Annotated in this window: 26 protein-coding genes; 21 read left to right on the forward strand and 5 right to left on the reverse strand. The window is 66.5% G+C overall.

What is annotated here, in order from left to right; translation table 11 throughout:
• Positions 1 to 13: 13 nt before the first annotated feature.
• Positions 14 to 1,534 (forward strand): alkaline phosphatase D family protein, encoded by a 1,521-nt coding sequence (locus tag BR07_RS0106765; RefSeq protein WP_027504780.1) that lies wholly within the window; start codon positions 14 to 16, stop codon positions 1,532 to 1,534.
• 4 nt (positions 1,535 to 1,538) lie between these two features.
• Here the strand turns inward: BR07_RS0106765 and BR07_RS0106770 are convergent, their stop codons facing one another.
• Positions 1,539 to 2,231 carry a TerD family protein gene (locus BR07_RS0106770; RefSeq protein ID WP_027504781.1) on the reverse strand — a complete coding sequence of 231 codons (693 nt, stop codon included), beginning with the start codon at positions 2,229 to 2,231 and terminating at the stop codon, positions 1,539 to 1,541.
• A gap of 241 nt (positions 2,232 to 2,472) precedes the next feature.
• Here BR07_RS0106770 and BR07_RS0106775 point away from each other — a divergent pair, with 241 nt between their 5' ends.
• Together BR07_RS0106775 and BR07_RS0106780 are read left to right on the forward strand one after the other, a co-directional pair.
• Positions 2,473 to 2,922, forward strand: a complete 450-nt coding sequence (locus BR07_RS0106775; RefSeq protein WP_027504782.1) for an Hsp20/alpha crystallin family protein — start codon at positions 2,473 to 2,475, stop codon at positions 2,920 to 2,922.
• 101 nt (positions 2,923 to 3,023) lie between these two features.
• Positions 3,024 to 3,899 carry an SCO6745 family protein gene (locus tag BR07_RS0106780; RefSeq protein ID WP_027504783.1) on the forward strand — a complete coding sequence of 292 codons (876 nt, stop codon included), beginning with the start codon at positions 3,024 to 3,026 and terminating at the stop codon, positions 3,897 to 3,899.
• Between the two features lies 1 nt (position 3,900).
• Here the strand turns inward: BR07_RS0106780 and BR07_RS0106785 are convergent, their stop codons facing one another.
• Complete coding sequence (locus BR07_RS0106785) at positions 3,901 to 4,893, reverse strand: sugar-binding transcriptional regulator (RefSeq protein WP_051613126.1); 993 nt, start codon at positions 4,891 to 4,893, stop codon at positions 3,901 to 3,903.
• A gap of 191 nt (positions 4,894 to 5,084) precedes the next feature.
• Between BR07_RS0106785 and BR07_RS0106790 the strand changes: the two genes are divergently transcribed.
• Genes BR07_RS0106790 through BR07_RS0106800 form a run of 3 tightly spaced genes read left to right on the forward strand, consistent with a single transcriptional unit; the run spans position 5,085 to position 9,134 of the window.
• Positions 5,085 to 5,885 carry an MIP/aquaporin family protein gene (locus BR07_RS0106790; RefSeq protein ID WP_051613174.1) on the forward strand — a complete coding sequence of 267 codons (801 nt, stop codon included), beginning with the start codon at positions 5,085 to 5,087 and terminating at the stop codon, positions 5,883 to 5,885.
• Between the two features lie 31 nt (positions 5,886 to 5,916).
• Positions 5,917 to 7,428, forward strand: a complete 1,512-nt coding sequence (glpK, locus tag BR07_RS0106795; RefSeq protein ID WP_027504786.1) for a glycerol kinase GlpK — start codon at positions 5,917 to 5,919, stop codon at positions 7,426 to 7,428.
• Positions 7,425 to 9,134 carry a glycerol-3-phosphate dehydrogenase/oxidase gene (locus BR07_RS0106800; RefSeq protein ID WP_027504787.1) on the forward strand — a complete coding sequence of 570 codons (1,710 nt, stop codon included), beginning with the start codon at positions 7,425 to 7,427 and terminating at the stop codon, positions 9,132 to 9,134. Before glpK ends, BR07_RS0106800 begins: the two co-directional genes overlap by 4 nt.
• A 63-nt stretch (positions 9,135 to 9,197) precedes the next feature.
• Here BR07_RS0106800 and BR07_RS0106805 read toward each other — a convergent pair whose 3' ends face one another.
• On the reverse strand, positions 9,198 to 10,010 hold the full coding sequence (locus BR07_RS0106805) for a formate/nitrite transporter family protein (RefSeq protein WP_027504788.1): 813 nt from the start codon (positions 10,008 to 10,010) through the stop codon (positions 9,198 to 9,200).
• 39 nt (positions 10,011 to 10,049) lie between these two features.
• The gene (locus BR07_RS27325) at positions 10,050 to 10,193 is read right to left on the reverse strand and encodes a hypothetical protein (RefSeq protein WP_197027742.1); all 144 of its coding nucleotides are present in this window, start codon (positions 10,191 to 10,193) and stop codon (positions 10,050 to 10,052) included.
• A 140-nt stretch (positions 10,194 to 10,333) separates the two neighbouring features.
• Between BR07_RS27325 and BR07_RS0106815 the strand changes: the two genes are divergently transcribed.
• From BR07_RS0106815 to fbaA, 12 genes are all read left to right on the forward strand, one after another.
• Positions 10,334 to 10,618 carry a hypothetical protein gene (locus BR07_RS0106815; RefSeq protein WP_155956952.1) on the forward strand — a complete coding sequence of 95 codons (285 nt, stop codon included), beginning with the start codon at positions 10,334 to 10,336 and terminating at the stop codon, positions 10,616 to 10,618.
• Positions 10,619 to 10,640: 22 nt separating this feature from the next.
• A complete protein-coding gene (locus BR07_RS0106820) occupies positions 10,641 to 11,558 on the forward strand; it encodes a hypothetical protein (RefSeq protein ID WP_155956953.1) in 918 nt (305 codons plus the stop codon).
• Positions 11,555 to 11,983, forward strand: a complete 429-nt coding sequence (locus tag BR07_RS23645; protein ID WP_051613127.1) for a hypothetical protein — start codon at positions 11,555 to 11,557, stop codon at positions 11,981 to 11,983. The genes BR07_RS0106820 and BR07_RS23645 overlap by 4 nt, the downstream gene beginning before the upstream one ends.
• A gap of 128 nt (positions 11,984 to 12,111) precedes the next feature.
• Complete coding sequence (locus BR07_RS0106830; protein ID WP_027504791.1) at positions 12,112 to 12,441, forward strand: TfoX/Sxy family protein; 330 nt, start codon at positions 12,112 to 12,114, stop codon at positions 12,439 to 12,441.
• A 384-nt stretch (positions 12,442 to 12,825) separates the two neighbouring features.
• Positions 12,826 to 13,869, forward strand: coding sequence for a glycerophosphodiester phosphodiesterase family protein (locus BR07_RS0106840; RefSeq protein ID WP_231476228.1), 1,044 nt, complete (start codon positions 12,826 to 12,828; stop codon positions 13,867 to 13,869).
• Positions 13,870 to 14,001: 132 nt separating this feature from the next.
• Positions 14,002 to 15,000, forward strand: coding sequence for a substrate-binding domain-containing protein (locus BR07_RS0106845; RefSeq protein WP_027504793.1), 999 nt, complete (start codon positions 14,002 to 14,004; stop codon positions 14,998 to 15,000).
• Positions 15,001 to 15,008: 8 nt separating this feature from the next.
• Positions 15,009 to 16,004: an ABC transporter permease gene (locus BR07_RS0106850; protein ID WP_027504794.1), complete on the forward strand. Its 996-nt coding sequence runs from the start codon at positions 15,009 to 15,011 to the stop codon at positions 16,002 to 16,004.
• Positions 16,001 to 16,783, forward strand: coding sequence for an ATP-binding cassette domain-containing protein (locus BR07_RS0106855; protein WP_027504795.1), 783 nt, complete (start codon positions 16,001 to 16,003; stop codon positions 16,781 to 16,783). Before BR07_RS0106850 ends, BR07_RS0106855 begins: the two co-directional genes overlap by 4 nt.
• Positions 16,783 to 17,679, forward strand: a complete 897-nt coding sequence (locus BR07_RS0106860) for a PfkB family carbohydrate kinase (RefSeq protein ID WP_027504796.1) — start codon at positions 16,783 to 16,785, stop codon at positions 17,677 to 17,679. Before BR07_RS0106855 ends, BR07_RS0106860 begins: the two co-directional genes overlap by 1 nt.
• Positions 17,680 to 17,684: 5 nt before the next feature.
• Complete coding sequence (locus BR07_RS0106865) at positions 17,685 to 18,332, forward strand: nucleoside/nucleotide kinase family protein (protein ID WP_027504797.1); 648 nt, start codon at positions 17,685 to 17,687, stop codon at positions 18,330 to 18,332.
• 27 nt (positions 18,333 to 18,359) lie between these two features.
• Positions 18,360 to 19,364: a LacI family DNA-binding transcriptional regulator gene (locus BR07_RS0106870; RefSeq protein ID WP_027504798.1), complete on the forward strand. Its 1,005-nt coding sequence runs from the start codon at positions 18,360 to 18,362 to the stop codon at positions 19,362 to 19,364.
• 44 nt (positions 19,365 to 19,408) lie between these two features.
• Positions 19,409 to 20,431: a class II fructose-bisphosphate aldolase gene (fbaA, locus tag BR07_RS0106875; protein WP_027504799.1), complete on the forward strand. Its 1,023-nt coding sequence runs from the start codon at positions 19,409 to 19,411 to the stop codon at positions 20,429 to 20,431.
• 1 nt (position 20,432) lies between these two features.
• Here fbaA and BR07_RS0106880 read toward each other — a convergent pair whose 3' ends face one another.
• Positions 20,433 to 21,116: a FadR/GntR family transcriptional regulator gene (locus BR07_RS0106880; RefSeq protein ID WP_027504800.1), complete on the reverse strand. Its 684-nt coding sequence runs from the start codon at positions 21,114 to 21,116 to the stop codon at positions 20,433 to 20,435.
• Positions 21,117 to 21,186: 70 nt separating this feature from the next.
• Between BR07_RS0106880 and BR07_RS0106885 the strand changes: the two genes are divergently transcribed.
• From BR07_RS0106885 to BR07_RS0106895, 3 genes are read left to right on the forward strand one after another with little or no spacing between them, the layout of a single operon-like run.
• Entirely contained in the window at positions 21,187 to 21,927 is a 741-nt protein-coding gene (locus BR07_RS0106885; RefSeq protein ID WP_027504801.1) for a (Fe-S)-binding protein, read from the forward strand.
• Positions 21,924 to 23,390 (forward strand): LutB/LldF family L-lactate oxidation iron-sulfur protein, encoded by a 1,467-nt coding sequence (locus tag BR07_RS0106890; protein WP_027504802.1) that lies wholly within the window; start codon positions 21,924 to 21,926, stop codon positions 23,388 to 23,390. The genes BR07_RS0106885 and BR07_RS0106890 overlap by 4 nt, the downstream gene beginning before the upstream one ends.
• A complete protein-coding gene (locus tag BR07_RS0106895) occupies positions 23,387 to 23,986 on the forward strand; it encodes a LutC/YkgG family protein (RefSeq protein WP_027504803.1) in 600 nt (199 codons plus the stop codon). Before BR07_RS0106890 ends, BR07_RS0106895 begins: the two co-directional genes overlap by 4 nt.
• Positions 23,987 to 23,990: the final 4 nt, after the last annotated feature.

Raw genomic sequence — 23,990 nt, forward strand, 5'->3', positions numbered from 1 at the left:
CACGGTGCGGAGCATGCAGATCTCGCGACGCTCCCTGTTCCGCTACGCCGCGCTCGGTGCCGCGGCCACGCCGTTGCTCGCCTGCAGCACCGGGCCCACCCTGGTGCGGGCGCGCCCGTCGCTGACCCACGGCGTCGCGAGCGGCGACGTCCGTGCCGATGGTGCGCTCGTCTGGGCACGGTCGGACACGCCCGCGACGATGATCGTCGACACGTCGGCCACCGACGCGTTCTCCTCCGTCACGACGACGCGGGGACCTCTCCTCACACCGCAGTCCGACGGCACCGGCGTGCTGCGCCTCACGGGTCTGCCGGCGGGACAGCGAGTGCACTACCGCGTGACGCTGGAGGGCGAGGACGGCGCCACGTCGGAGCCCGTCACCGGGGTGTTCTCCACGGCTCCCGACAGCCCGTCGAACATTCGCCTCCTGTGGGGCGGCGACACGGCGGGCCAGGGTTACGGGATCAATCCCGACATCGGCGGCATGACCATCTTCGGAGCGATGGCCGATCGGGAACCGGACCTGTTCCTGCACAGCGGCGACGTCATCTATGCCGACGGGCCGCTCGAGGAGAGCGTCACGTTGCCCGACGGCCGGGTGTGGCGGAACACGATGTCCGAGGCCAAGTCCAAGGTCGCGGAGACCCTCGACGAGTATCGCGGGCAGTACGCGTACAACCTCACCGACGACAACTACCGGCGCTTCAATTCCTCGGTCGCGCAGGTGGTGCAGTGGGACGATCACGAGACCGTCAACAACTGGTATCCCGGTGAGATTCTCGACCTCGAGCAGTACACCGTGAAAGATGTGAACCTGTTGTCGCAGCGGGCTTTGCAGGCCTTTCACGAGTGGCTCCCGGTCGCTCCCGCCGAGGCCGTCGACGGGCGGGTGTACCGGAAGATCGCCTACGGTCCGCTGCTCGACGTCTTCGTCCTGGACATGCGGAGCTACAAGGACGCGAACAGTGCCAACACCGCCCCGACCGGGGAGATTCTCGGAGATGCACAGCGGCGGTGGCTGATCGACGAGCTGTCGCGCTCGACCGCCACGTGGAAGATCATCGCCAACGACCTCCCCCTGGGGCTCGTGGTGCCGGACGGCAAGACCGCGCAGGAGGGCGTCGGCAACGGTGATCCCGGCGCCCCGCTCGGTCGGGAGACCGACATCGCGCAGGTACTCACCGCGATCGACCGGAACGACGTCACCGGCACCGTGTGGCTCACCGCCGACGTGCATTACACGGCGGCGCATCGGTATTCACCCGAGCGCGCCGCCTACCAGGAGTTCCGCGAATTCTGGGAGTTCGTCAGCGGGCCTCTCAACGCGGGTGCGTTCGGGCCGAACGACCTCGATCCCACCTTCGGCCCGGAGGCGGTGTTCGTGCACGCACCGCCGGAGCCGAATGCCTCACCGCTCGATACCTTCCAGCACTTCGGGGAGGTGCTGATCGACAAGGACTCGCGGTCGCTGACGGTGAACCTGTGCGACGGAACCGGGGCGGTTCTCTTCACGCAGGTGCTGCCGGCGCCCTGACCGGCTACTTGCGCCCGGCCGCCCAGCGCATGCCCCAGCCGTACTTCTTGTCCAGGTCCGCCTGGCTGCCCTGGATGTACTCGACCTCGCGCGTGACCGTGATGCCCTGGCCGGTGTTCTGGATCAGCGCGATGGAGCAGATGCGGGCGGAGTTGTTGTCGGAGTCCAGACGCACCTCCACCTGCGGGCCGCTGGTGGGGAACAGCGTGACGACGCCGTCGACCGCGGCCCAGTTCGGGGCGCCGTCGTAGATCATCGCGAAAATAAGAATGCGCTTGAAGGCGTCGGGCCGCGCGAGGTTGATGTGCATGTTCTCGCCGCCCGTGACGGATCCGGAGCGGTCGTCGCCGTCGAGCTGGATGAACGGTGCGCTCTCGAGGGCGCCGAAGCTCTTGCCCAGCGCCTGGATGACGCCCTTCGACCCGTCGGCCAGCTCGTACAGGCAGCCGAGGTCGAGGTCGACGCCGCCGGTGCCGTACGACGCGGCGGCGAGCTTCGCGAGGAAGCCCTTCTTCTTCGGCTCGGGTGCGGCCGCGCCCTGCGACCAGTTGAGGTTGACGCGCATCGCGCCCTGGCTCTCGCCTTTCTTGGCCAGATTCACCGTCGGCGCGGCCTTCGACAGCGTCACCTTGCTCAGATTGACACCGCCCGCTGTCGGGGCGGGGGTGGACGGCCTTTTGGTGTAGTCGATCGCCATGGATGGGAGGCCTTTCTTCCGGAAACGGCGGTGTCCGTTTCGCGCACTTCCCTCAGCGTAGTCGCCGTGAGCGGGCCGCACCTACCCTCGACCAGTCCTGCACTGCGAGAGCAACTTCGGCCGAAAAATTTTCTAAAGGGTGCTTGGCACTCTCGGGTGGAGAGTGCTAAATTCGGTGTCACGCACAGAGGAGCCGAGCATGACGGGCTCGGTGTCCACGAGATACAGGAGGTGTGTTGCTGTGCTTCGCTTCGATCCTTTCCGTGACCTCGACGCCGTGACCTCGAGCTTGCTGGGAGCCGGGTCGGGCACCGACCGTTCGCCGCGGTTCATGCCGATGGATCTGTACAAGGTCGACGACCATTACGTCCTCGACGCGGATCTCCCCGGTGTGGATCCGGGCTCGATCGACCTCGACGTCGACCGTGGAACCCTCACGGTGACGGCCCACCGTTCGGCACCGAGCGGCGACTCCCGGCAGTGGCTCACCTCGGAGCGCTTCACCGGTACCTACCGTCGCCAGCTCGCGCTGGGTGACGGCATCGACACCGAGCGCATCACCGCGTCGTACGACAACGGTGTTCTCTCCGTGCACATCCCGCTGTCCGAGCGCGCCGCGCCGCGCAAGATCAACATCGCGCAGGCCGAGAACACCGGTGAGCAGACCTCGCTCGAGGCTTCGGCGTCCTGACACCGCATTCCGGACAGCGCTGGGCCCTCTCACCAGGGAGTGTCCAGCGCTGTCGTCGATTCGGGGGTTCCGAGGCACACCCCGCCCAGTAGGTTCGAACCATGACCGACTCCACGGCAGCCGCCCATGCCCGCGCCGCGTACCGCACGTTCGAGCCCTTCCACATCTCGGCGTACTTCAATCCCGAACTCGGAGCGGCGGGCCGGGACACGGGTCTCGACGGACACGCCTGGTACGTGGGCTCGCGCGCCGAGCCGATGGGGCCGTGTGCCGCCGGGGTGGTCGCCGCCGCGTTCTACAGCTTCAACACCACGCTGATCGAGCGCTCCTGGCCCGCGGCGATCGCCGCCGGCCTCGACACCGTGGCTCGGCGCCGATGGGACGCGCTGGACACCGTCCTCGGAGGTGCGCTGGGTGAGTCGGTGTCCGACCCGGGCCTCACGTCGCTGGCCGACCGCCTGCACGGCATCGGCGACACGCTTACCTTCGCCGGCCGCCCACTGTCCGCAGCGTGGCATCAGTCGTCGGCGCCCGACGTCCCGCACCTACAGTTGTGGCACGCCATCGCGGTTCTGCGGGAATGGCGCGGCGACGGCCACCTCGCGGCTCTCCTCGACGCAGACCTCGATCCGACGGAGGCCGGTGTCTTCCACGAGGCCCAGCATCCCGAGCCCGGTGCTCGTCGGGTGCTCGGGCGTCGCATCACCCAGCTGACGCGCGAGTGGTCGGACGAGCAGTGGGACTCGGCGGCCGAGCGTCTCGCCGCGCGCGGTCTCGTCAGGACGGCCGTCGGCGTCGAGACTCTGACGGACGACGGTGTCGCACTCGACCGCCACATCGAGGACCGCACCGACGCGATGGCCGCCGCCGCGTGGCGCGGTGTCGACGACGCGGAGGAGCTCATCTCCTCCGCGCGCCCCTACGTCAAGGCAGTCATCTCCGCGGGCATCCTGCCGGGAACGAAGAAGAAGGGCTGACCTACGCCTGCAGCAGGGTCGCCGCGCTGAGGTCGTCGATCACGAGATCGGTGACGATCTTTCCCGCGAGGGCCGCTCGCAGCGCGGTGAGCTTGTACTCGCCGGCGACGATGCACACGCGTCGCGGCACGGCTTTGAGTCGGTCCAGGCGTGGGCCGCTTGCACGTTCGTTCAGCGCGATGCGGTCGTAGCTGCCGTCGGAGCGGAGGAAGACGGTGGCGATGTCGCCGACGACGCCGTCCCGGTCGAGTTCCTCGAGATCCGACTTCTCCAGGTAACCCGCGCTGTAGACGTGGCTCGGTACAGCGCCGCCGTGCACGCCGATGCTGAACACGGCGAGGTCCATCCGGTCCTGCAGGTCGAGCACGCGTTTGATGCTGCGTTCGCGCCACAGCATCTGCCGAGTCTCCGGGTAGTCGAAGAACGCGGGAACCGGAAAGCCCTGGGGGAGAGCGCCGTACGCGTCGGCGACAGTGCGGACGATGTCCGTCGCGTAGGACACTCCGGTGGTGCGCGTGTTGGCTGCGCCGTTGAGTTGAACCACGTGCGAGTTGTGGGTGCGCTTCGGGGCGAGGTGTCGACTGACCGCGCTCACCGTCGTGCCCCACGCGACGCCCATGACCATGTCGGAGGCGAAGAACGTCGTCAGCAGGCGGCCCGCGAACATGGCGACCCGGTCCAGGCGATCGACGTCGCTGACGGTCTCCGGAACAGGCACGACGTGGGCACGGACGCCGTACCGATCGGCGAAGGCACGCTCGAGCCCGGGTGCCTGGCCGAGAGCGGTGCTGATCTTGATCTCCACGAGTCCCGACGTGCGGGCGAAGGTGATCAGCCGCGACACCGTGCTGCGGGAGACGCCCATCTCGCGGCCGATCGCGGCCATCGTCAAGTCCTGGAAGTAGTAGAGCCGCGCCGCCTGCACCGCGTCGATCGTGCGCGGATCCGTCGCATCGGGGAGCAGGTGTTCCCCATAGATCTGCAGCTCCGACATGAGCCCACGCTAAACCACATCTGGACCGCCGCGGTATCGCGATCCGGTCCGACTTGCACATATGTGCACGCGGTTTGCGACAACGTGCATGTCACCTAGCATGGCTTCCAGTTGCTCTTTATGGCCTGGATCACAAACACGAGGGAGATGGCGTGACGGACAAACGCGCGAAGTGGGGGCTGCCTGCAGAGATGGCAGCCGAGTTCGCGGGAACGATGATTCTGATTCTGTTCGGTGCCGGCGTCGTGGCGCAGGTGGTCTCCGGCGGTGAGTCCGGGAGCCTCGGTGACCACGACTCGATCGCCTGGGCCTGGGGCCTGGGCGTCATGTTCGGCATCTACGTCGCCGGCCGCGCCACCGGTGCGCACCTCAATCCGGCTGTGACGCTGTCGTTCGCGTTGTTCCGGGGCTTCGCGTGGTCGAAGGTCGCGCCGTACGCGCTCGCGCAGACTCTCGGTGCCTTCGTCGCCGCGCTGCTGGTGCGGTGGAACTACAACGACATGCTGAACGCGATCGATCCCGAGCACACCACCGCGACGCAGACGATCTTCTCGACGCTGCCCGGCAACGGCACGCTGCCCGTCAGCCTCGGCTCCGCGCTGATCGACCAGATCATCGGTACCGCGATCCTGCTCTTCCTCATCGTCGCCGTGTCCGACTCGCGTAACAGCCCGCCGCTGTCCAACATGGCCCCGCTGATCGTCGGACTCATCGTCGTGGCCATCGGCTTCGCATGGGGCACCAACGCCGGTTACGCGATCAACCCGGCTCGTGACTTCGGACCCCGCCTGGCGTCGTTCATCACGGGATACGGTGGGGCATGGCGAGATCAGTACGGCAGCCTCTACTTCTGGGTGCCGATCCTCGGGCCCATCATCGGCGGCCCCATCGGCGTCCTGCTGTACGACAACCTGGTGGGTCGGTTCCTGCCGGCCGATCCCGACGGCGACGACGAGCAAGAGCCCAGCCGTCTGCCCGAGAAGTCCGCATGATCGTCCACTCCACTACCCAGGGGAACCACTCATGACCGAAACCCGTTACGTCGCAGCGATCGATCAGGGCACCACCTCGACTCGGTGCATGATCTTCGATCACAAGGGCACCGTCGTCGCCGCCGATCAGCGCGAGCACAAGCAGATCTTCCCGCAGGCCGGCTGGGTCGAGCACGACGCCGTGGAGATCTGGAACAACGTCCGCAGTGTCTCCGCCGGCGCACTCGCCGCGGCCGACCTCACCCCGTCGGACATCGCGGCCGTGGGCATCACCAACCAGCGCGAGACCGCACTGGTGTGGGAGCGTGCCACCGGCAAGCCCGTCTACAACGCCATCGTCTGGCAGGACACTCGCACCGACCGCATCGTCACCAAGCTCGGCGGGGGCGACGCCACCAAGTACACCGCGAAGACCGGCCTGCCGCTCGCGACCTACTTCTCGGGCCCCAAGGTCAAGTGGATCCTCGACAACGTCGAGGGCGCGCAGGAGAAGGCCGACGCCGGCGAGCTGTGCTTCGGCAACATGGACACCTGGGTCCTGTGGAACATGACGGGCGGTGTCGACGGCGGTCTGCACTACACCGATCCCACCAATGCCTCGCGCACGCTGCTGATGGATCTCGACACCCTGTCCTGGGACGAGAGCATCTGTGCGGACATGGGCATCCCGATGTCCATGCTCCCCGAGATCCGCAGCTCCTCCGAGGTGTACGGCAACGTCCGCGAGCGCGGTTCGCTCAGCGGTGTCCCCATCGCCGGCATCCTCGGCGATCAGCAGGCCGCCACGTTCGGTCAGGCGTGCCTGTCGCCCGGTGAGGCGAAGAACACCTATGGCACAGGCAACTTCGTGCTGTTGAACACAGGCACCGACAAGGTGATGAGCAAGAACGGACTGCTCACCACGGTCTGCTACAAGATCGGCGACCAGCCGACGGTGTACGCCCTCGAGGGTTCCATCGCCGTCACCGGATCGCTCGTGCAGTGGCTGCGCGATAACCTTGGAATGATCTCCACCGCAGCAGATATCGAGACCGACGCCCGCTCCGTCGACGACAACGGCGGCGCCTACTTCGTGCCCGCGTTCTCCGGTCTGTTCGCCCCGCACTGGCGCTCCGACGCCCGCGGCGCCATCGTCGGACTCACCCGTTTCGTCAACAAGGGCCACCTGGCGCGGGCCGTTCTCGAGGCCACCGCCTACCAGACGCGCGAGGTCATCGAGGCCATGAACGCCGATTCGGGCGTCGACCTCGAGGTGCTCAAGGTCGACGGCGGTATGGTGGTGAACGAGCTGCTGATGCAGTTCCAGTCCGACATTCTGAACGTGGATGTCGTCCGGCCGGTGGTCGCCGAGACCACCGCACTGGGCGCGGCGTACGCAGCGGGCCTGGCCGTCGGTTTCTGGGCGAGCGAGGACGAGATCCGCGAGAACTGGGCCGAGGACAAGACATGGACACCGTCCATGGATGACGCGGAGCGAGACAAGCTCTACGCCGGTTGGAAGAAAGCCGTCACACGAACACTCGATTGGGTCGATGCCGAATGAATTCCACCACAACAGCTCTCAGCCCCGAAGCACGCAAGGAAGCACTCCGACGTCTCGCCACGGAGGAGATGGACGTTCTGGTCATCGGCGGCGGTGTCGTCGGTACCGGAGCTGCCCTCGACGCGGTCACCCGCGGCCTGAAGGTCGGCCTGGTCGAGGCGCGTGACTACGCCGCCGGGACGTCCAGCAGGTCCAGCAAGCTGTTCCACGGTGGCCTGCGCTACCTCGAGCAGTTCAACTTCGCACTGGTCTTCGAGGCGCTCAAGGAGCGGTCGCTGGTCCTCAACGACCTGTGCCCGCACCTCGCCCGCCCCGTGCCGTTCATCTACCCGCTCGAGAAGCTGATCGACCGGCCGTACGTCGGCCTCGGTATCGGCGTCTACGACGTGATGGGTGCCGGCCGCGGTGTGCCCTCGCACCACAAGCACCTGGGCAAGAAGAAGACGCTGGAATCCTTTCCGTCGGGCAAGCGCTCCGCCATCCGCGGTGCCGTGCGCTTCTACGAGGGCCAGGTCGACGACGCCCGCCACACCATGATGATCGCCCGCACCGCCGCGGCCTACGGAGCGTTGTGCGCCAACAGCACTCGCGTCACCGGCTTCCTGCGTGAGGACGACCGCGTGATCGGCGTCGTCGCGACGGACCTCGAGTCGGGGGAGTCGTTCGAGATTCACGCCAAGCAGGTCATCAACGCTGCCGGTGTGTGGACCGACGAGATCCAGGAGATGGTCGGCGGTCGCGGGCAGTTCCAGGTTCGCGCGTCCAAGGGCGTGCACCTGGTGGTGCCCCGTAACCGCATCAACAGTTCGACGGGCATCATCACCCGCACCGAGAAGTCGCTGCTGTTCGTGATCCCGTGGGGGAGCCACTGGATCATCGGCACCACCGACACCGACTGGAAGCTCGACCTGGCGCATCCCGCGGCCAGCAAGAGCGACATCGACTACATCCTCGGGCACGTCAACAAGCTGCTGCAGGATCCGCTGGACCACAAGGACGTCGTCGGTGTCTACGCCGGTCTGCGTCCGTTGCTGTACGGCGAATCCGACTCCACCAGCACGCTGTCCCGCGAGCATGCCGTCTCCAGCCCCGTACGTGGCCTCACCGTCATCGCCGGCGGCAAGTACACGACGTACCGGGTCATGGCGAAGGACGCGGTCGACTCCGCGGTGCACAACATGGAGCGCAAGGTTCCGGAGTGCGTCACGGAGAAGATCCCGCTCGTGGGTGCCGACGGGTACTACGGCGCCTGGAACGCGCGCCAGCTCGCAGCCGACCGCGCAGGGATGCGCGTCGGACGCATGGAGCACCTGCTCGGTCGCTACGGCACCCTGGTCGGTGAGGTTCTCGACCTGATCGATCAGAACCCGGAGCTCGGCAAGCCCCTGGAGAACGCACCCGACTATCTCAAGGCCGAGGCCGTCTACGCCGCAAGCCACGAGGGGGCGCAGCACCTCGACGACATCCTGACGCGGCGCATCCGCGTGTCGATCGAGTTGGCCGACCGCGGCGAAGCTGCCGCAGCCGAGGTCGCCGGACTGGTCGCACCCATCCTCGGGTGGGACGAGCAGCACGTGTCCGACGAGATCGAGCACTACCGCAAGCGCGTTGCGGCAGAGCGCGAATCGCAGGCGCAGCCGGACGACGAGACCGCCGATGCCGCACGGCTCGGGGCTCCCGACGTGCGCGTGGGAGTCGGCGGCTGACCCTCCGCACCTTGCACGACCAGAACACCCTCCCCAGTCGACTGGGGAGGGTGTTCTGCTGTTTCAGGCCGCCTCGTCCTTCCGTTCCGACTTCACCAGTTCCTTGGTGCGTACGAGGCGGAGCGCCGTCACCAGGAAGGCGCCGCCCACGATGTTGAACGCCACCGTGTATCCGAACCACTCGATCCACTGCAGGTAGTCCACATCCGCGCCGGCGTGAATCGCGCCGAAGATCAACAGCGAGTCCAGGATCGAGTGGAACAGCTGCAGCCCCGCCAACAGGAAGCCGGCCGCCATGGCCGCGATGATGCGGGCGACGTCCGACGTGGTTCCCTGCTGCATCCTGGTCAGTAGCGTCATGGTGCTGCCGCCGAGGATCGCCAGACAGATCGACTGCGTGTTCAAGGGCGCGTCGACGAAGTGGTGTGCCGATTCCGACAGCACCATCAGCCACTGCGGGAACGCCTGCGCGACCAGCCACATCACCGCCCACCCGCCGACCAGGTTGGCCAGAAGAGTGCCGATCCAGAGCTTCGCGAGTTGTGCCGGGGTGCCGTCCTTCGAGACCACCGCGGCGATGGGCATGAGGAAGTCCTCGGTGAAGAGCTCGCTGTGCGCGAGATAAATTGCGACGAGCCCGATCCCGAACGCGAGCCCAGCGAGAAGATGGCTGCCCGTCTCGTCCAGCACCGCGAGGTAGGCCATCACGCCCAGCGCCACCTCGAGTCCGCCGAACAGTCCGGTGACGATCACGGCTCGGACGGTGCGGTGCAGACGCTCGGCACCCTCGGTGACCACCGAGTCGAAGCTCTCTTCGAGCTCCTCCTCGACGGGACCGTCGTTGTCACCGTCGTTGCGGCGCGCTTCTTCGCTCATCCCACGGTGTACCCCGCGTGGTCAGTCGCTACCGGGTGGTCAGCGCTTCTTCTTGTTCACCGCGGCGGAGGCATCGTCGGCGGCGATGTTCCCCGCGGCCTTCGTCTTCTTGTCGAGTCGCTTTTCCTTCAGCGACTTGCCCGATTTCTGCGTCATCGAGTTGCGCGGAGACTTGTCAGCCATGGTGTCAGCCCCTTGATCAAGGGAACCAGATGGCTCCGATACGGCGAACACTACGCCTGATGCAGCGTGAACAGCGCAAACGCTGACAGTGGAACGGGCTGCGGGACTGACGCGTCCTACCCCGCGAGGGGGTGGGAACGATGTTCGTCGTCGCTGATGTGGGGGCCGTGCGGGCCGCGAGCCGAGCTGTGCTCGGTGAGGTGGAGCAGATCGGTGTGGCGCCGCGAGGTGTGGTCGCGCTCCCCGGAGCGTCGACCGCGGCCGCACTTGCTCGAGCGGAAGAGCGAGCCGTCTCGGCACTCAACGATCTCGTCGCGGGCTTCTCTGCGACAGCGCGATCGCTGGATGTCGCTGCCGTCGGGTACGCCGACGCGGACTCGGCGAACGCCGCTCGGCTCGAGGGGGTCGGGCATGGAGGTCGCTGAGCTCGCGCCGCGTCGTGAGGTGGTGGCGTCGTGGGATCCCGACGCCGTCCGGATCGACGCGACGTGGATCGGTGACGGCGCCTCGGTTCTCGACTCTCGGGCGGCGGCAATCGACAGGAGCCGCGTCGATCTGCGCGAGGCGTGGCAGGGTGCGGCCGGCGATGCTGCGGTAGATCGTCTTGGTCGGGATCTTGCTGCAGCGCAACGTCGGACAGTTCAGCTTCGGGTGCTGGAGCGCGCAGTTCGCGACGGTGCATCTGCCATCGCCGTTGCTCGCGAGGCACTCCTCGACGCTGTCGTCGTGGCCGAGGCGGACGGTTGCCTCGTTGCACCGGACTGGTCGGTGGTCAGCAACGATGTCTCCCACGCGGCGATCATCGCGGCGCATGTGCAGGCGCTGATCGATGCGGACGAGTCGGCCGCACGGTCCATCGACGACGCGTCCGCTGCACTTCTCGACGGCGAACCACGGCGCTTCGTTCCCCTCGCGATCGGCCTGGCCTGGGCGGTGGAGGCGGCCGTGCACGCGATGATCGCGGCCGGAGTGCTGTCCGTCGGCGCGATGGCCTTCGCACTGGTCGACCGGTTCGGGACGGATGCGTGGGATGCGATCCACGACGCGCTGCCGGACAGCTTCTTCCAGGATGCGGGGCCGGTCGATGCGGCGGGTGTGGACGACGTGTTGAACGATCTGACGGAACCGGGCCGGCGCGGTGTCAACCGACAAGTGGAGTCGGAAGAGGACGTTCGGATCGTATTCGAAGGACTCACGGAGCAGGGTAGGTCGGTCGGAACAGGTGACAGTGCCAAAATTATCGAGCGATACGAATTGCCGGACGGTACGCGAATTCAGTTACGAGTCGACAGCAAGTCTGGTGGATCAGTGATCGACATCGTGGAGCCGGAAGGTATTCAAGTGATCAAGGTGCATGTGCGATGAATGTCGAAGAGGGGCTGGAATTTCGACTGCTCGACGAACTCGATGACGACTGGATGCCGCTGTGGGGCTTCGTAGCCATGGTTTCCGGATTCCGAGGTTGGAGCACCACGATCGACACAGTTGCCGGTGTTATTCGTTGGTTCGCTGAATCCGGGTTGATGACGTTCGGAGCGCTGGCGAACAACGAGGTCGGGTGGGAAGAGTGGGACGTAGACATCGACGAGTCGATGCGCCGGATCGCCGAGGGACATGGGACCAGTCAGGGCTACCTGCACGCTACGAAACGTGAAGACCTGATCTGGTGTGAAGTCTTTCGTGCGAACATCACCGAAAAGGGTGAGCGACGCCTTGCGGAGCTCGAGGCGCAGGGCATGACGTGGGACAACACGATCGGCCCGTTCGAGACTCGGAGCGGACTGCTGTGAGATCCGGTGCAGAAAGCGTCGCTAGGCGAAGGTTTCTACACCGCATTCGTCGCGACGGTGCGCTCACCCGCGCATTCCGCGGCTCCGCGCACCTTCCGACGCGTCGAGAGGCGACGTAGAGTTCCCGCATGGCTCGTGACGCCGACCTCGAGGACCGGGTTCGCGCTGCGCTGTCCGCCAGGTCCACCGTGACCGAGAAGGCGATGTTCGGCGGCCTGGCGTTCATGGTCGACGGGAAGATGGTCGTGTCCGTCGGCAACGGCGGCGGAGCATTGCTGGTGCGGGTACCGCGCGATCGCGATGACGACTACGTCGGACGCCCGGGAGCTCGCCGCGCTCAGATGGGCGCGGGCAGGTCGATGGGACAGGGGTGGATTTCCGTGAACGCGGCAGCTCTGGAGTTCGACGACGACTTGCGGGTCTGGATCGACGCCGCAACCTCGGCCGATACTCCCTAACCAGGGGAACCGACGTTCTACCGCGGCAAGTACTCGATGAACTCCCGCACCACCGGGCCTGGGTCGAGTAGCCGACCAACTCGTGTGCAGTAATCCGCTGACAGCGCGGATCACTGCACACGATCACAGCGTCGGCAGGTAAACCACCAACTCGAACGAGTCGCGCACCACCCGCCGCTCACCAATCCGGCCGCCCTGGCCTGCACCACCTCGATGCCGTGACGCTCCTGCTGCCGCAACGACTCCGGTACCAGCCACATACTCATGACGTTGCGGAGCAGTCGCACGGTGCAGTCGACACCCGCCCGGCAGCTCACCTTCGACCCGTCGTGGCGTGCGCGCTGATCCATTGCGCGTTCACTTTCCCGGCTTAGCGTGGGCGTCATGGCGATGCGACGAGTGCTGTTGACCGTCTCGATGTGTATGGCTCTGGCGGCCTGCTCCACGCAGGAGACCGAGATTGCGCAGCCGCTCGACGGCTTCGACCTCCAAGCGCACCGCGGCGGCCTCGGACTGGTCACCGAGAGCACGCTCGCCTCGTTCACCAACGCCCTCGAGCTCGGCGTCACCACACTCGAGATGGACACGCAGATCACCGAGGACGGCATCGCCGTCGTCACGCACGACCGAAAGGTGTCGGACGCGAAGTGCCGCGATACCCGGCCCGCGACCGACAACGATCCCGAGTTTCCCTACGTCGGGAAGTACGTCAACACCCTGACGCTGGCACAGGTGCGGACCCTGAATTGTGGTGTCACGCAGCTCGACGGCTACCCGGAACAGCGAGTGGCGACGGATGCCGAAATCCCGACCCTCGACGAGGTGCTCGATCTGGTGAACGCCTACGACTCCCCGGTGCAGCTGAACATCGAGACCAAGGTGGAGGCGGCGGCGCCCACCGAAACGGCGTCCCGTGAGCAGTTCGCCCACGTGGTGCTCGCCTCGGTCGGGGCGGCGGGACTGCTCGATCGCACGACCATTCAGAGTTTCGACTGGGGTGCACTGCGCGCTGTGAAAGAGGTCGACCCGTCGGTCCGTCTGGTGGCGCTCACGGAGCCCGACTTCCTCGAAGTAGGGGAACCGGGAGCGTCACCGTGGTTGGGCGGTCTCGACATCGACGAGTTCGACGGCGATCCGGTGGCGGCGGTGCAGTCGTTCGGCGCCCACGCTCTCTCGCCCGTCCAGGGCCGCCCGCAGAAGGGCGTCGTGGGGGATCCGGACTTCGAGCTCTACGTGACACCCGAGATGGTGGCGTCCGCGCATGCCGCCGGGATCCGCGTCGTGCCGTGGACGGTGGACGATCCCGCGACCATGGCGGCGCTGATGGACATGGGTGTCGACGGCATCATCACCGACTACCCCGACCGTCTGCGCGAGGTGATGGGGGAGCGAGGGATGGCGCTGCCGGAGCCCGCCAGGGTGCGCTGAGCCGGGTTTGTCCGGTTCGGAAATTGGTCGGGACGACTTTCGCGAAAACGCATGCGCAAGCGCTTTCCTTAGCCATAAGCTCCCGCCATCACGCGATGCGGTCGGCGTCGCAATGGGGACAAGGGAGTCCACATGTTCGAAAATCGCAGCAGAAGCACGCTCGCTCTCGGCACCTTCCTGATGGCCGGTTCGCTGGCTCTCGGCCTCACCGCGTGCGGCGGCTCCAGCTCCGACAGCGTCAAGGTCGGTCTGATCACGAAGACCGACTCCAACCCGTACTTCGTCAAGCTGCGCGAGGCGGCTCAGGCCCAGGCCGACAAGGACGGCGCCGAGCTCGTCGCTCTGGCCGGAGCCTTCGACGGCGACAACGAGGGCCAGGTCTCCGCGATCGAGAACATGGTCGGACAGGGCGTCAAGGGCATCCTGATCACCCCGAACAGCTCGACCGGCGTGCTCGACGCCATCCAGAACGCACGCGACGCCGGCGTCGTGGTCATCGCACTCGACACCGCGACCGACCCCGAGGACGCGGTCGACGCCACCTTCGCGACCGACAACAAGGCGGCCGGCGTCAGCCAGGGCAAGTGGGTCAAGGCAGCGCTCGGCTCCACGGCGCCGCAGGTCGTCATGCTCGACGGCACTGCGGGCGGCACCGTCGATTCCTTCCGTCACGAGGGCTTTCTCGAGGGCATGGGCCTGACGGACAGTTCACCGGAGATCGTCGGCCAGGAGAACACCAACGGCGACCAGACCAAGGCGCAGACCGCGATGGAGAACCTCATCCAGCGCGCCCCGCAGACCAACGCGCTTTACACCATCAACGAGCCGGCGGCCGCAGGCGCCTACCAGGCAATTCAGTCCGCGGGCAAGGCAGCGCAGGTCACGATCGGATCGATCGACGGCAGCTGCACCGGTGTCGCCGACGTCAAGTCCGGCAAGATCGGCGCGACCGTGATGCAGTTCCCCGCCAAGATGGCCGAGCAGGGCGTGCAGGCAGTCGTGGCCTTCGCCAAAGACGGCACCAAGCCGAGCGGCTTCAACGACACCGGCTCGCAGCTCATCACCGACAAGCCCGTCGACGGCCTCGAGTCCCAGGACACCACTTGGGCCGAAGCGAACTGCTGGGGCTGAGTCACTCCATGAGCACTGCCGCACCCGCGACAGCGCCGCAGTCGGTATCGAGCCGGTTCACCGCGAGCAACATTCTGCGTGAACCGCTGCTCGGGCCGGTGGTGGCGTTGATCCTCGCGATCATCGTCTTCAGCGCGCTCTCGGACTCGTTCCTGAATCCGCAGAACGTGTCGCTGATCCTGCAACAGTCCGTCGTCGTCGGAATCCTCGCCGTCGGACAGACTCTCATCATCCTCACGTCGGGCATCGACCTCTCGATCGGCGCCGTCGCCGTGTTCGGCACCATTGTCATGGCGCAGAGCGCGGGGGCCAACGGTCCGGTCGTCGCACTCGGATCGACGCTGCTGGTGTGCGTCGCGTTCGGAGCGATCAACGGCGGCCTCGTGACTGTGCTGCGGTTGCCGCCGTTCATCGTCACGCTCGGCACGTTCACCGCAATCCAGGCAGCCACCCGGCTGCTCGCGGGTTCCGAGACGTACCGCGTCGAAGAAGGCCCGCTCACGTTCCTCGGAACATCCTTCAAGATAGGGACTTTCGCGACGACGTACGGTGTGGTCGCGATGCTCCTCGTCTACATCGTCATGTGGTACGCCCTGTCTCAGACGTCCTGGGGCAAGCACATTTACGCCGTCGGCGGTAACCCGCAGGCATCGGACCTGTCGGGCATCAAGTCCGGTCGCGTGCTGTTCTCCGTCTACATCGTCACGGGCGTCATCGCGGCCATCGCGGCGTGGGCGGCGTTGGGACGCATCCCGAATGCGGATCCGAACGCGTATCAGAACGCCAACCTCGAGACCATCACCGCGGTGGTCATCGGCGGCACCAGCCTCTTCGGCGGCCGCGGCGGCGTCGTCGGAACTCTGGTCGGCACGCTCATCGTGGGCGTGCTGCGTAACGGACTCACCCAGGCCGGTGTCGACAGTCTCTACCAGAACATCGCGACCGGCATTCTCGTGATCGTCGCGGTGGCTGTCGATCAATTCGCACGCAGGAGGTCACAGTGAGCACCGCACCTGTTCTCGAAGCGCGCGGACTGGTCAAGAGATACGGCAACGTCACCGCCATCAACGGAGCGGACTTCGAGCTCCGGGCAGGTGAGGTGCTCGCGGTCATCGGTGACAACGGTGCCGGAAAGTCCAGTCTCATCAAAGCATTGGCCGGGGCGGTCGTCCCGGACTCGGGCGAGATCCTGATGAACGGCGAGGTCCAGTCGTTCCGCAACACGCGCGATGCGCGGGCTGCGGGGATCGAGACCGTCTACCAGGACCTCGCAGTGATTCCGGCGCTCGACATCGCCTCCAACCTGTACCTCGGACGCGAGATCAAGCGGAAGGGTGTGATGGGCAGCCTCTTCCGGCGGCTCGACATGCCACGGATGCGGGAGGAGGCCTCGCAGCACCTCGCCGACCTGAAGATCGGCATCAAGTCCGTGAACCAGGCCGTGGAGACGCTGTCCGGTGGTCAGCGTCAGGGTGTGGCCGTCGCGCGCGCAGCGGCTTTCGGTCGCGGTGTCATCATCATGGACGAGCCCACTGCGGCTCTGGGCGTGCGTGAATCGGGCATGGTGATCGACCTGATCCGGTCGATCCGTGATCGCGGCATTCCCGTGGTGCTCATCTCCCACGACATGCCGCATGTGTTCGAGGTGGCCGATCGCATCCACATCCATCGGTTGGGGCAGCGCGCCGGCGTCGTCGATCCGAAGCAACGGACGATGTCCGAGGTGGTGGCTCTGATGACCGGTGCGACCGAACCCACCGAGTCGGAACGCGCTGGGCTGTAATGACGTCGACCTCGCTCGGCGTCTTCGTGGGCCTGGCGACACTCGATGTGATTCACCGGATCCAGGCACCACCGGCGGTCAACGAGAAGATCACGTCGACGGATCAGTTCGTCGCGGCGGGGGGTCCGGCAGCGAATGCTGCCGTCACCTTCGCCGCGCTGGGCGGTCGCGCGATCCTGGTGACGGCGCTCGGCGACGATCCGGTCGCCGGGCTCGTGCGTGCGGATCTCGACCGGTACGGCGTCGAGGTGATCGATGCTGCGGCGGGCACGGCAAGGCCCGTACCCGTCTCGGCGGTGTCGGTCGTCGAATCCACGGGTGATCGATCGGTGGTGTCGCTCGACGCGGTCGCGTCCGAGGTGGCACCGCCGACCGATCTGGACGCGGTGATCGCCGAGGCCGACGTCGTCCTGATCGACGGTCATCACCCCCGGATGGCGCGCGCAGCAGCCGAGAGTGCCGCTGCCCACGGTATCCGGGCGGTGGTCGACGCCGGTCGGTGGAAGCCGATCATGGCCGAACTCGCTCCCCGGGTCTCGGACATGGTGTGCTCCGCCGACTTCCGAATGCCCGGTACCGAGGACTCGGACGCCACCGCCGCAGCGCTGGTCGCGGCCGGCGTTCCCACCGTCGTCACGACGCATGGGGGTGCACCGATCCGGTGGTGGACCGGTGGTTCGTCCGGTTCCGTGGACGTCCCGGCCGTCACAGCGGTTGATACATTGGGTGCCGGAGATGTGTTCCACGGGGCCTATTCGTACTTCTCGACGCGAACCGAGAGGGGCATGGACGAGCGCCTCGATCGGTCGGCCCGCGTGGCCGCACTTCGCTGTTCCGTGGTGGGACCTCGGTCCTGGATGCGGGAACTTCCTTCCGACCAGACCCGAAAGCGGTGACCGTCATGAGCGGCCAGAGTGTGCAGGACGCCACGTTCGACGAGTTGGTCGAATGGGCGCGTGCACTGGCGATTCCGGGGCAGCGCCGCATCCTCGGCCTTACCGGAGCGCCCGGAGCGGGCAAGTCCACCGTCGCCGCCGATCTGGTGGAGGCGCTCGGGACCGACCTCGCAGTGCTGGCACCGATGGACGGGTTCCATCTCGCGAACGAGGTGCTCATCGACCTCGGTCGTCTCGACCGCAAGGGGGCGCACGACACGTTCGACGACGACGGCTATGCCCGTCTGATCGAGGCCGTACGTGGGCAGGGACCGGACGGGCCCATCGTGTACGCGCCGCGGTTCCGCCGGGAGATCGAGGAGTCGATCGGCTCGGCCATACCGGTGCTGCCGTCGGTCCCCCTCGTGGTGACCGAAGGAAACTACCTGTTGATGGAGATCGACGCGTGGCCTCGTGCTCACGCGCAGATCGACGAGGTGTGGTTCCTGGCTCCCGACACGGACGTCCGGCATCACCGACTGGTCCAGCGCCACGAGGCGTACGGGAAGACGCCGGAGGAGGCAGCGTTCTGGGCTCTCGGATCCGACGAACGCAACGCCGAGCTGATCACGTCGACGGCCGTGCGTGCCGATCGAGTGCTGCGCCTTCGATGATCACCTCGTCTGGGCGACCGGCCTGACATGGCAACAATGGACGACGTGGCACGCCGTGCGGGCGTGTCGGTGTCGACGGTCTCGCACGTCCTCAACGGCACACGGAAGGTGAACGAGTCGACACGGGAGCGCGTCGAGACCGCGATCACCGAGATCGGCTACCGCCGCAACGTCGTCGCGCGATCCCTCGCGGCCGGTCGGACTCACACCGTCGGCCTGTCGATCTCGGCGTTCACCAACCCCTACTTCGGCAGCCTCGTGCACACCATCGAGGCGATGCTGTCGGAGGCGGGCCTGGTCATGTTCCTCGGTGACTCGCACGACGACGTCGCCTCGGAGCGTCGGGTGGTCGACTCGCTTCTCGATCGCCAGGTCGACGGCATCATCGTCGCGCCGGCGGCCGGCGCCGAGCGCAACACCATTCCGGCGATCACCGCGACCGGCACCCCGCTCGTCCTCATAGACCGTGCGCTCGACGTGGCATGTGACCAGGTGGGTCCCGAGAACGAGGAGTCCGCTCGACAATTGACCGAGCACCTGCTCGGGCTCGGACACCGGCGTATCGCGGTGGTGCGCGGGATCGACGGCATCTCGTCGTCGGTCGAGCGCTACGCGGGATACGAACGGGCGCTGAGGGACCGCGGGCTGGAGATCGATCCGGATCTGGTTCTCGACGGTGCATCGAGCGTCGACGTGGCGGAGCGCGAGGTGCTTGCCGTGATGTCTCGATCGCCGCGACCCACCGCCGTCGTGACCATGAACAACTCGATGACGATCGGCTCGATGAAGGCGCTGCGCGGCTTGGGCTTGTCGATACCCGGAGACGTCGCGCTGGTCTGTTACGACGACTTCGAGTGGTCCGATCTCTTCGAACCCCGTCTCACCGCGTCAGCGCAGGACGTCGTGACGCTCGGCAGCACGGCGGTGGACATGTTGTTGGAGCGCATCGGCGGATACACCGGCGACCCCAGACGAGTCCACGTCCCCACCACGTTTCATCATCGCAACTCGTGCGGCTGTACCCCGGCCTGAACGACCCCACAGCCTGATTCACCCTCACCAGGACAGGACTCACCATGCCGATCGCAACTCCCGACCAGTACGTGGCGATGCTCGACCGCGCCAAGGAGGGCGGGTTCGCCTACCCCTCGATCAACGTCACCAGCTCGCAGACACTCAACGCCGCTCTGCAGGGCTTCGCCGAGGCGGAGAGCGACGGCATCATCCAGGTCTCAGTGGGGACGGCACTGTATCTGTCGGGCAACAAGGTTCAGAACCGCTTCGCCGGGTCGAAGGCGCTGGCGCTGTATGCGCACGAAGTCGCACAGCACTACTCCGTCTCGATCGCACTCCATACCGATCACTGCCCCGCGGAGAACCTGGACGACTGGGTGCGTCCGTTGCTCGCCGACTCCATCGAGCGGCGGGCCCGCGGGTTGGATCCGCTGTACCAGTCCCACATGTGGGACGGATCCGCCGTTCCGCTCGACGAGAACCTCGCCATCGCCCGTCAGCTGTTGGACGAGTCGGTCAAGGCCAACACGCTGCTCGAGATCGAGGTCGGTGTGATCGGCGGCGAGGAAGACGGCGTCTCCGCCGAGATCGACGACAAGCTGTACTCGACGGTCGACGATGCCCGCGCGACCATCGCTGCCCTGGGTGCGGGTGAGCGCGGTCGCTACCTGACGGCACTGACCTTCGGCAATGTGCACGGCGTCTACAACCCCGACTCCGTCCACCTGCGCCCCGAGATCCTCGACGAGATCCAGACCGTCATCGGCGCCGAATCGGGCAAGGACAAGCCGTTCGACCTGGTGTTCCACGGTGGGTCCGGATCCAGCGCCGAGGACATCGCGTCCGCCGTGCGCAGCGGTGTGGTGAAGATGAACATCGACACCGACACCCAGTACGCCTTCACCCGGTCGCTCGCCGGTCACATGATCAGCAAGTACGACCAGGTGCTCAAAGTCGACGGTGCCTACGGCAACAAGAAGGCCTACGACCCCCGCTCGTGGGGTAAGCCCGCCGAGACCGCCATGGCCGCACGGGTGGTCGAGGCGACGGAGATGCTGGGCTCGGCCGGCCGCTCGATTCGGTGATTCAGTCGAGCCGCATCAACCCGTAGAACCCTTCAATGTGCTCGCGCGCCAGGGTGGCGGCCTTGGCGCCGTGTCCTCGGCGCAACGCGTCGACGATGGCGCGATGCTCGCACCGAAGGTTCACGGCGACGGCCGACCAGTCGTCGAGCATCGGCACCGCGTCCATGACATAGCCGTGGATGGAGTCGCGGAGCGAGGTCATCATCGCCTCGATCAGCACGTTGCCCGCCAGCCCGGCGAACCGTACGTGCAGCTCGGCGTCGAGGCGGTGGAACTGATCGGGTTCCAGACTCTGGTCGTCCATCCGGTCGAGCAGTTCGTCTATGGCAGTGAGGTCCGGGGTGCGCGCCGCTGCTTCCCGTAGCGCCCACGACTCGAGGAGCACGCGCGTCTGCACCACGTCGGCGATGGGCAGGAACTGCGTGGCCATGTGCAGCCGCAGTGCCGAGCCGATGGACGTGGCGGGATCGGCCACGACGATCGCGCCCGCGTCGGGGCCGGACCCGACCGACGTCTTCACCACGCCCATCGCCTCCAGCACCCGGATGGCCTCGCGAACCGAGCTCCGGCCGACGCCGAGTTCCTCCGCGAGTGCGCGCTCGGCCGGCAGCCGGTCGCCGACGCGGAGCCGGGCCGCCGCCAGGTCCTGTTCGATGCGGTGGAGAACCACCTCGTGTGCGCGCATTGTCGGAGAATAGCTGGTGTGGTCCGACCACAGGGGTTACTGTGGTCAGACCACACGCTCTGGAGGCTCCATGCGGATCGCCCTGTTCGCCACATGTCTAGTGGACGCACTCTTCCCCGAGTCAGCGAAAGCGACTGTCTCATTGCTCGAACGGCTCGGTCACACCGTCGTCTTCCCGTCGGATCAGACGTGCTGCGGCCAGATGCACGTCAACACCGGCTACCTCAAGGAAGCCGCACCGCTGGTGCGCCACCACGTCGAGGTGTTCGAGAAGTCGTCGTGGGACGTCGCGGTCGCCCCATCCGGTTCTTGTGTCGGATCGGTGCGTCACCAGCACGCGATGGTCGCGCGCCGCGCCGGTGATGAAGACCTGGCCACGCGCGCCGAGGACATCGCCGGCCGCACCTACGAGCTGTCCGAACTCCTCGTCGACGTCCTAGGCGTCACCGACGTCGGCGCCTACTACCCGCACCGCGTTACCTACCACCCCACGTGCCATTCGCTGAGGATGTTGCGCGTCGGCGACAAGCCCCTCGAACTGCTGCGCAACGTGCGCGGCATGACCTTGGTCGAACTGCCGCAGGCCGAGTCGTGCTGCGGCTTCGGCGGAACGTTCGCGTTGAAGAATTCGGAGACTTCGACGGCGATGTTGTCGGACAAGATGGCCAACGTCCTCTCCACCGGTGCCGAGGTGTGCAGCGCCGGGGACTCGTCGTGCCTGATGCACATCGGCGGTGGCCTGTCCCGCCTGCGCACCGGCGTCAAAACTGTTCACCTGGCGGAGATCCTGGCATCGACGGAGGCAGCATGACCACCTTCTTGGGTTCTCCCGGTATCGGAAACATCCGCGGCGAGGAGAGCTTCCCGAAGGCTGCGAAGCGCGCATTGCAGGACACTCAGATGCGGCGCAACGTCGGGGCTGCGACCAAGACCATCCGTGAGAAGAGGCTGGGAGCTGTTGCGGAGTGCGATGACTGGGAGGAGTTGCGCCTCGCCGGGAGTGCCCTCAAGACCGATGTGATGTCGCGGCTGCCCGAGCTGCTGCAGCAACTCGAAGCCAACGTCACCGCCCGCGGGGGAGTGGTGCACTGGGCACGCGACGCCGACGAGGCCAATCGCATCATCACGGACCTGGTCAAGGCCACGGGCAGTGACGAGGTGGTCAAGGTGAAATCCATGGCCACCCAGGAGACCGGCCTGAACGAGTACCTCGAAGCCGAGGGCATCGCCGCCATCGAGACCGACCTGGCCGAGCTCATCGTCCAGCTGGGTGACGACAAGCCCAGTCACATCCTGGTTCCCGCAATTCACCGCAACCGGGCGGAGATTCGCGAGATCTTCCTGCGTCGCATGCCCGGTGTCGACGCTGCCATCACTGACGAGCCGCGCGAACTGGCCATGGCCGCACGCGAGCATCTGCGACGGAAGTTCCTGTCGGCGAAGGTGGCCATCAGTGGCGCCAACTTCGGTGTCGCCGAAACGGGGACGCTCGCCGTCGTCGAATCCGAAGGCAATGGGCGCATGTGTCTGACGCTGCCCGACACGCTCATCACGCTGATGGGCATCGAGAAGCTGGTCCCCACGTTCTCGGACCTCGAAGTGTTCATGCAACTGCTTCCCCGCTCGTCGACGGCGGAGCGTATGAACCCGTACACCTCGATGTGGACCGGGGTGCACGAGGGCGACGGTCCCCAGAACTTCCACCTGGTGCTCATCGACAACGGCCGAACCAACGTGCTTGCCGACGAGGTAGGCCGCGCCGCCCTCAACTGCATCCGATGCAGCGCATGCTTGAACGTGTGCCCGGTCTACGAGCGAACCGGTGGGCACGCGTACGGGTCGGTGTATCCGGGGCCGATCGGTGCGATCCTGTCGCCGCAGCTCACCGGAACGACTGGTCACGACGATCCCAATGCCTCACTGCCGTATGCGTCGTCGCTGTGCGGGGCGTGTTTCGATGCGTGCCCGGTGCGCATCAACATTCCGGAGATTCTGGTGCACCTACGGGCGGAGCAGGTCGACTCCGAGCGCGGCGGTATCCCCGGCGCGCAGGAGATCGCGATGCGGGCTGCAGGGTGGGCGATGAACTCCCCGAAGCGATTCGGGATGGCCGAGAAAGCTGCGGGTGTCGGGCGCCTGCTGGCCGGGAAGAAGGGGCACATCGAGTCGCTTCCATTCCCCGGATCGTTGTGGACCACCAGCCGTGACATGCCGGCCCCTCCGAAGGAAACGTTCCGCCAGTGGTGGGCACGAACGCACGAGGACGAGTCATGAACGCGAAGTCGGAAATCCTCGAGCGCATCCGGTCCGCGACCGCGGGTGGGGTTGCCGGCGTCGATGTTCCGCGGGACTACGACCGAGCTGCTCTGGCCGGACCGGGGAACGTCGACCGCTTCGCCGAAACGGTCGACGACTATCGGGCACAGGTGTACCGGATATCCGAGGCCGAGATCGCCGGCACGGTGGCGTCGTCGCTCGGTGGTGGTCGAGCGGTTGTCCCCGTCGATCTGCCCTCTGCCTGGGTCGACGGCATCGCGGTGGTTCCGGACGAGGGCCTGTCGATCGACCAACTCGATGCTCTCGACGCGGTGATCACCGGCTGCGCGGTGGGGATCGCTGCCACGGGGACGATCGTGCTCGATGCGTCTGTCGCGCAGGGTCGTAGGGCGTTGACGCTGGTGCCGGACCATCACATCTGCATCGTCCGCGCCGACCAGGTTGTGGACACGGTGCCGCAGGCGTTCGCGGTGCTGGACGCCACTCGACCGCTGACCTTCATCAGCGGTCCGAGTGCGACCAGTGACATCGAGCTGAACAGGGTGGAGGGTGTCCACGGGCCTCGGCGGTTGGATGTGTTGATTGTGAGCTGACGCA

It is taken from the genome of Rhodococcus sp. UNC23MFCrub1.1, from assembly GCF_000686025.1.
Taxonomy (GTDB): Bacteria; Actinomycetota; Actinomycetes; order Mycobacteriales; family Mycobacteriaceae; genus Rhodococcoides.

What these genes read in the sequence shown, in the direction of transcription:
- BR07_RS0106865 (WP_027504797.1), top strand. Translation starts at nt 17,685, where the DNA reads ATGAGCGGCCAGAGTGTGCAGGACGCCACGTTCGACGAGTTGGTCGAA.
- BR07_RS0106770 (WP_027504781.1), bottom strand. Translation starts at nt 2,231, where the DNA reads ATGGCGATCGACTACACCAAAAGGCCGTCCACCCCCGCCCCGACAGCG.
- BR07_RS0106895 (WP_027504803.1), top strand. Translation starts at nt 23,387, where the DNA reads ATGAACGCGAAGTCGGAAATCCTCGAGCGCATCCGGTCCGCGACCGCG.
- BR07_RS27325 (WP_197027742.1), bottom strand. Translation starts at nt 10,193, where the DNA reads ATGGCTGACAAGTCTCCGCGCAACTCGATGACGCAGAAATCGGGCAAG.
- BR07_RS0106765 (WP_027504780.1), top strand. Translation starts at nt 14, where the DNA reads ATGCAGATCTCGCGACGCTCCCTGTTCCGCTACGCCGCGCTCGGTGCC.
- BR07_RS0106790 (WP_051613174.1), top strand. Translation starts at nt 5,085, where the DNA reads ATGGCAGCCGAGTTCGCGGGAACGATGATTCTGATTCTGTTCGGTGCC.
- BR07_RS0106860 (WP_027504796.1), top strand. Translation starts at nt 16,783, where the DNA reads ATGACGTCGACCTCGCTCGGCGTCTTCGTGGGCCTGGCGACACTCGAT.
- fbaA (WP_027504799.1), top strand. Translation starts at nt 19,409, where the DNA reads ATGCCGATCGCAACTCCCGACCAGTACGTGGCGATGCTCGACCGCGCC.
- BR07_RS0106780 (WP_027504783.1), top strand. Translation starts at nt 3,024, where the DNA reads ATGACCGACTCCACGGCAGCCGCCCATGCCCGCGCCGCGTACCGCACG.
- BR07_RS0106880 (WP_027504800.1), bottom strand. Translation starts at nt 21,116, where the DNA reads ATGCGCGCACACGAGGTGGTTCTCCACCGCATCGAACAGGACCTGGCG.
- BR07_RS0106850 (WP_027504794.1), top strand. Translation starts at nt 15,009, where the DNA reads ATGAGCACTGCCGCACCCGCGACAGCGCCGCAGTCGGTATCGAGCCGG.
- BR07_RS0106845 (WP_027504793.1), top strand. Translation starts at nt 14,002, where the DNA reads ATGTTCGAAAATCGCAGCAGAAGCACGCTCGCTCTCGGCACCTTCCTG.
- BR07_RS0106805 (WP_027504788.1), bottom strand. Translation starts at nt 10,010, where the DNA reads ATGAGCGAAGAAGCGCGCCGCAACGACGGTGACAACGACGGTCCCGTC.
- BR07_RS0106870 (WP_027504798.1), top strand. Translation starts at nt 18,360, where the DNA reads ATGGCAACAATGGACGACGTGGCACGCCGTGCGGGCGTGTCGGTGTCG.
- BR07_RS0106785 (WP_051613126.1), bottom strand. Translation starts at nt 4,893, where the DNA reads ATGTCGGAGCTGCAGATCTATGGGGAACACCTGCTCCCCGATGCGACG.
- BR07_RS0106800 (WP_027504787.1), top strand. Translation starts at nt 7,425, where the DNA reads ATGAATTCCACCACAACAGCTCTCAGCCCCGAAGCACGCAAGGAAGCA.
- BR07_RS0106830 (WP_027504791.1), top strand. Translation starts at nt 12,112, where the DNA reads ATGGCTCGTGACGCCGACCTCGAGGACCGGGTTCGCGCTGCGCTGTCC.
- BR07_RS0106815 (WP_155956952.1), top strand. Translation starts at nt 10,334, where the DNA reads ATGTTCGTCGTCGCTGATGTGGGGGCCGTGCGGGCCGCGAGCCGAGCT.
- glpK (WP_027504786.1), top strand. Translation starts at nt 5,917, where the DNA reads ATGACCGAAACCCGTTACGTCGCAGCGATCGATCAGGGCACCACCTCG.
- BR07_RS0106885 (WP_027504801.1), top strand. Translation starts at nt 21,187, where the DNA reads ATGCGGATCGCCCTGTTCGCCACATGTCTAGTGGACGCACTCTTCCCC.
- BR07_RS0106890 (WP_027504802.1), top strand. Translation starts at nt 21,924, where the DNA reads ATGACCACCTTCTTGGGTTCTCCCGGTATCGGAAACATCCGCGGCGAG.
- BR07_RS0106840 (WP_231476228.1), top strand. Translation starts at nt 12,826, where the DNA reads ATGGCGATGCGACGAGTGCTGTTGACCGTCTCGATGTGTATGGCTCTG.
- BR07_RS23645 (WP_051613127.1), top strand. Translation starts at nt 11,555, where the DNA reads ATGAATGTCGAAGAGGGGCTGGAATTTCGACTGCTCGACGAACTCGAT.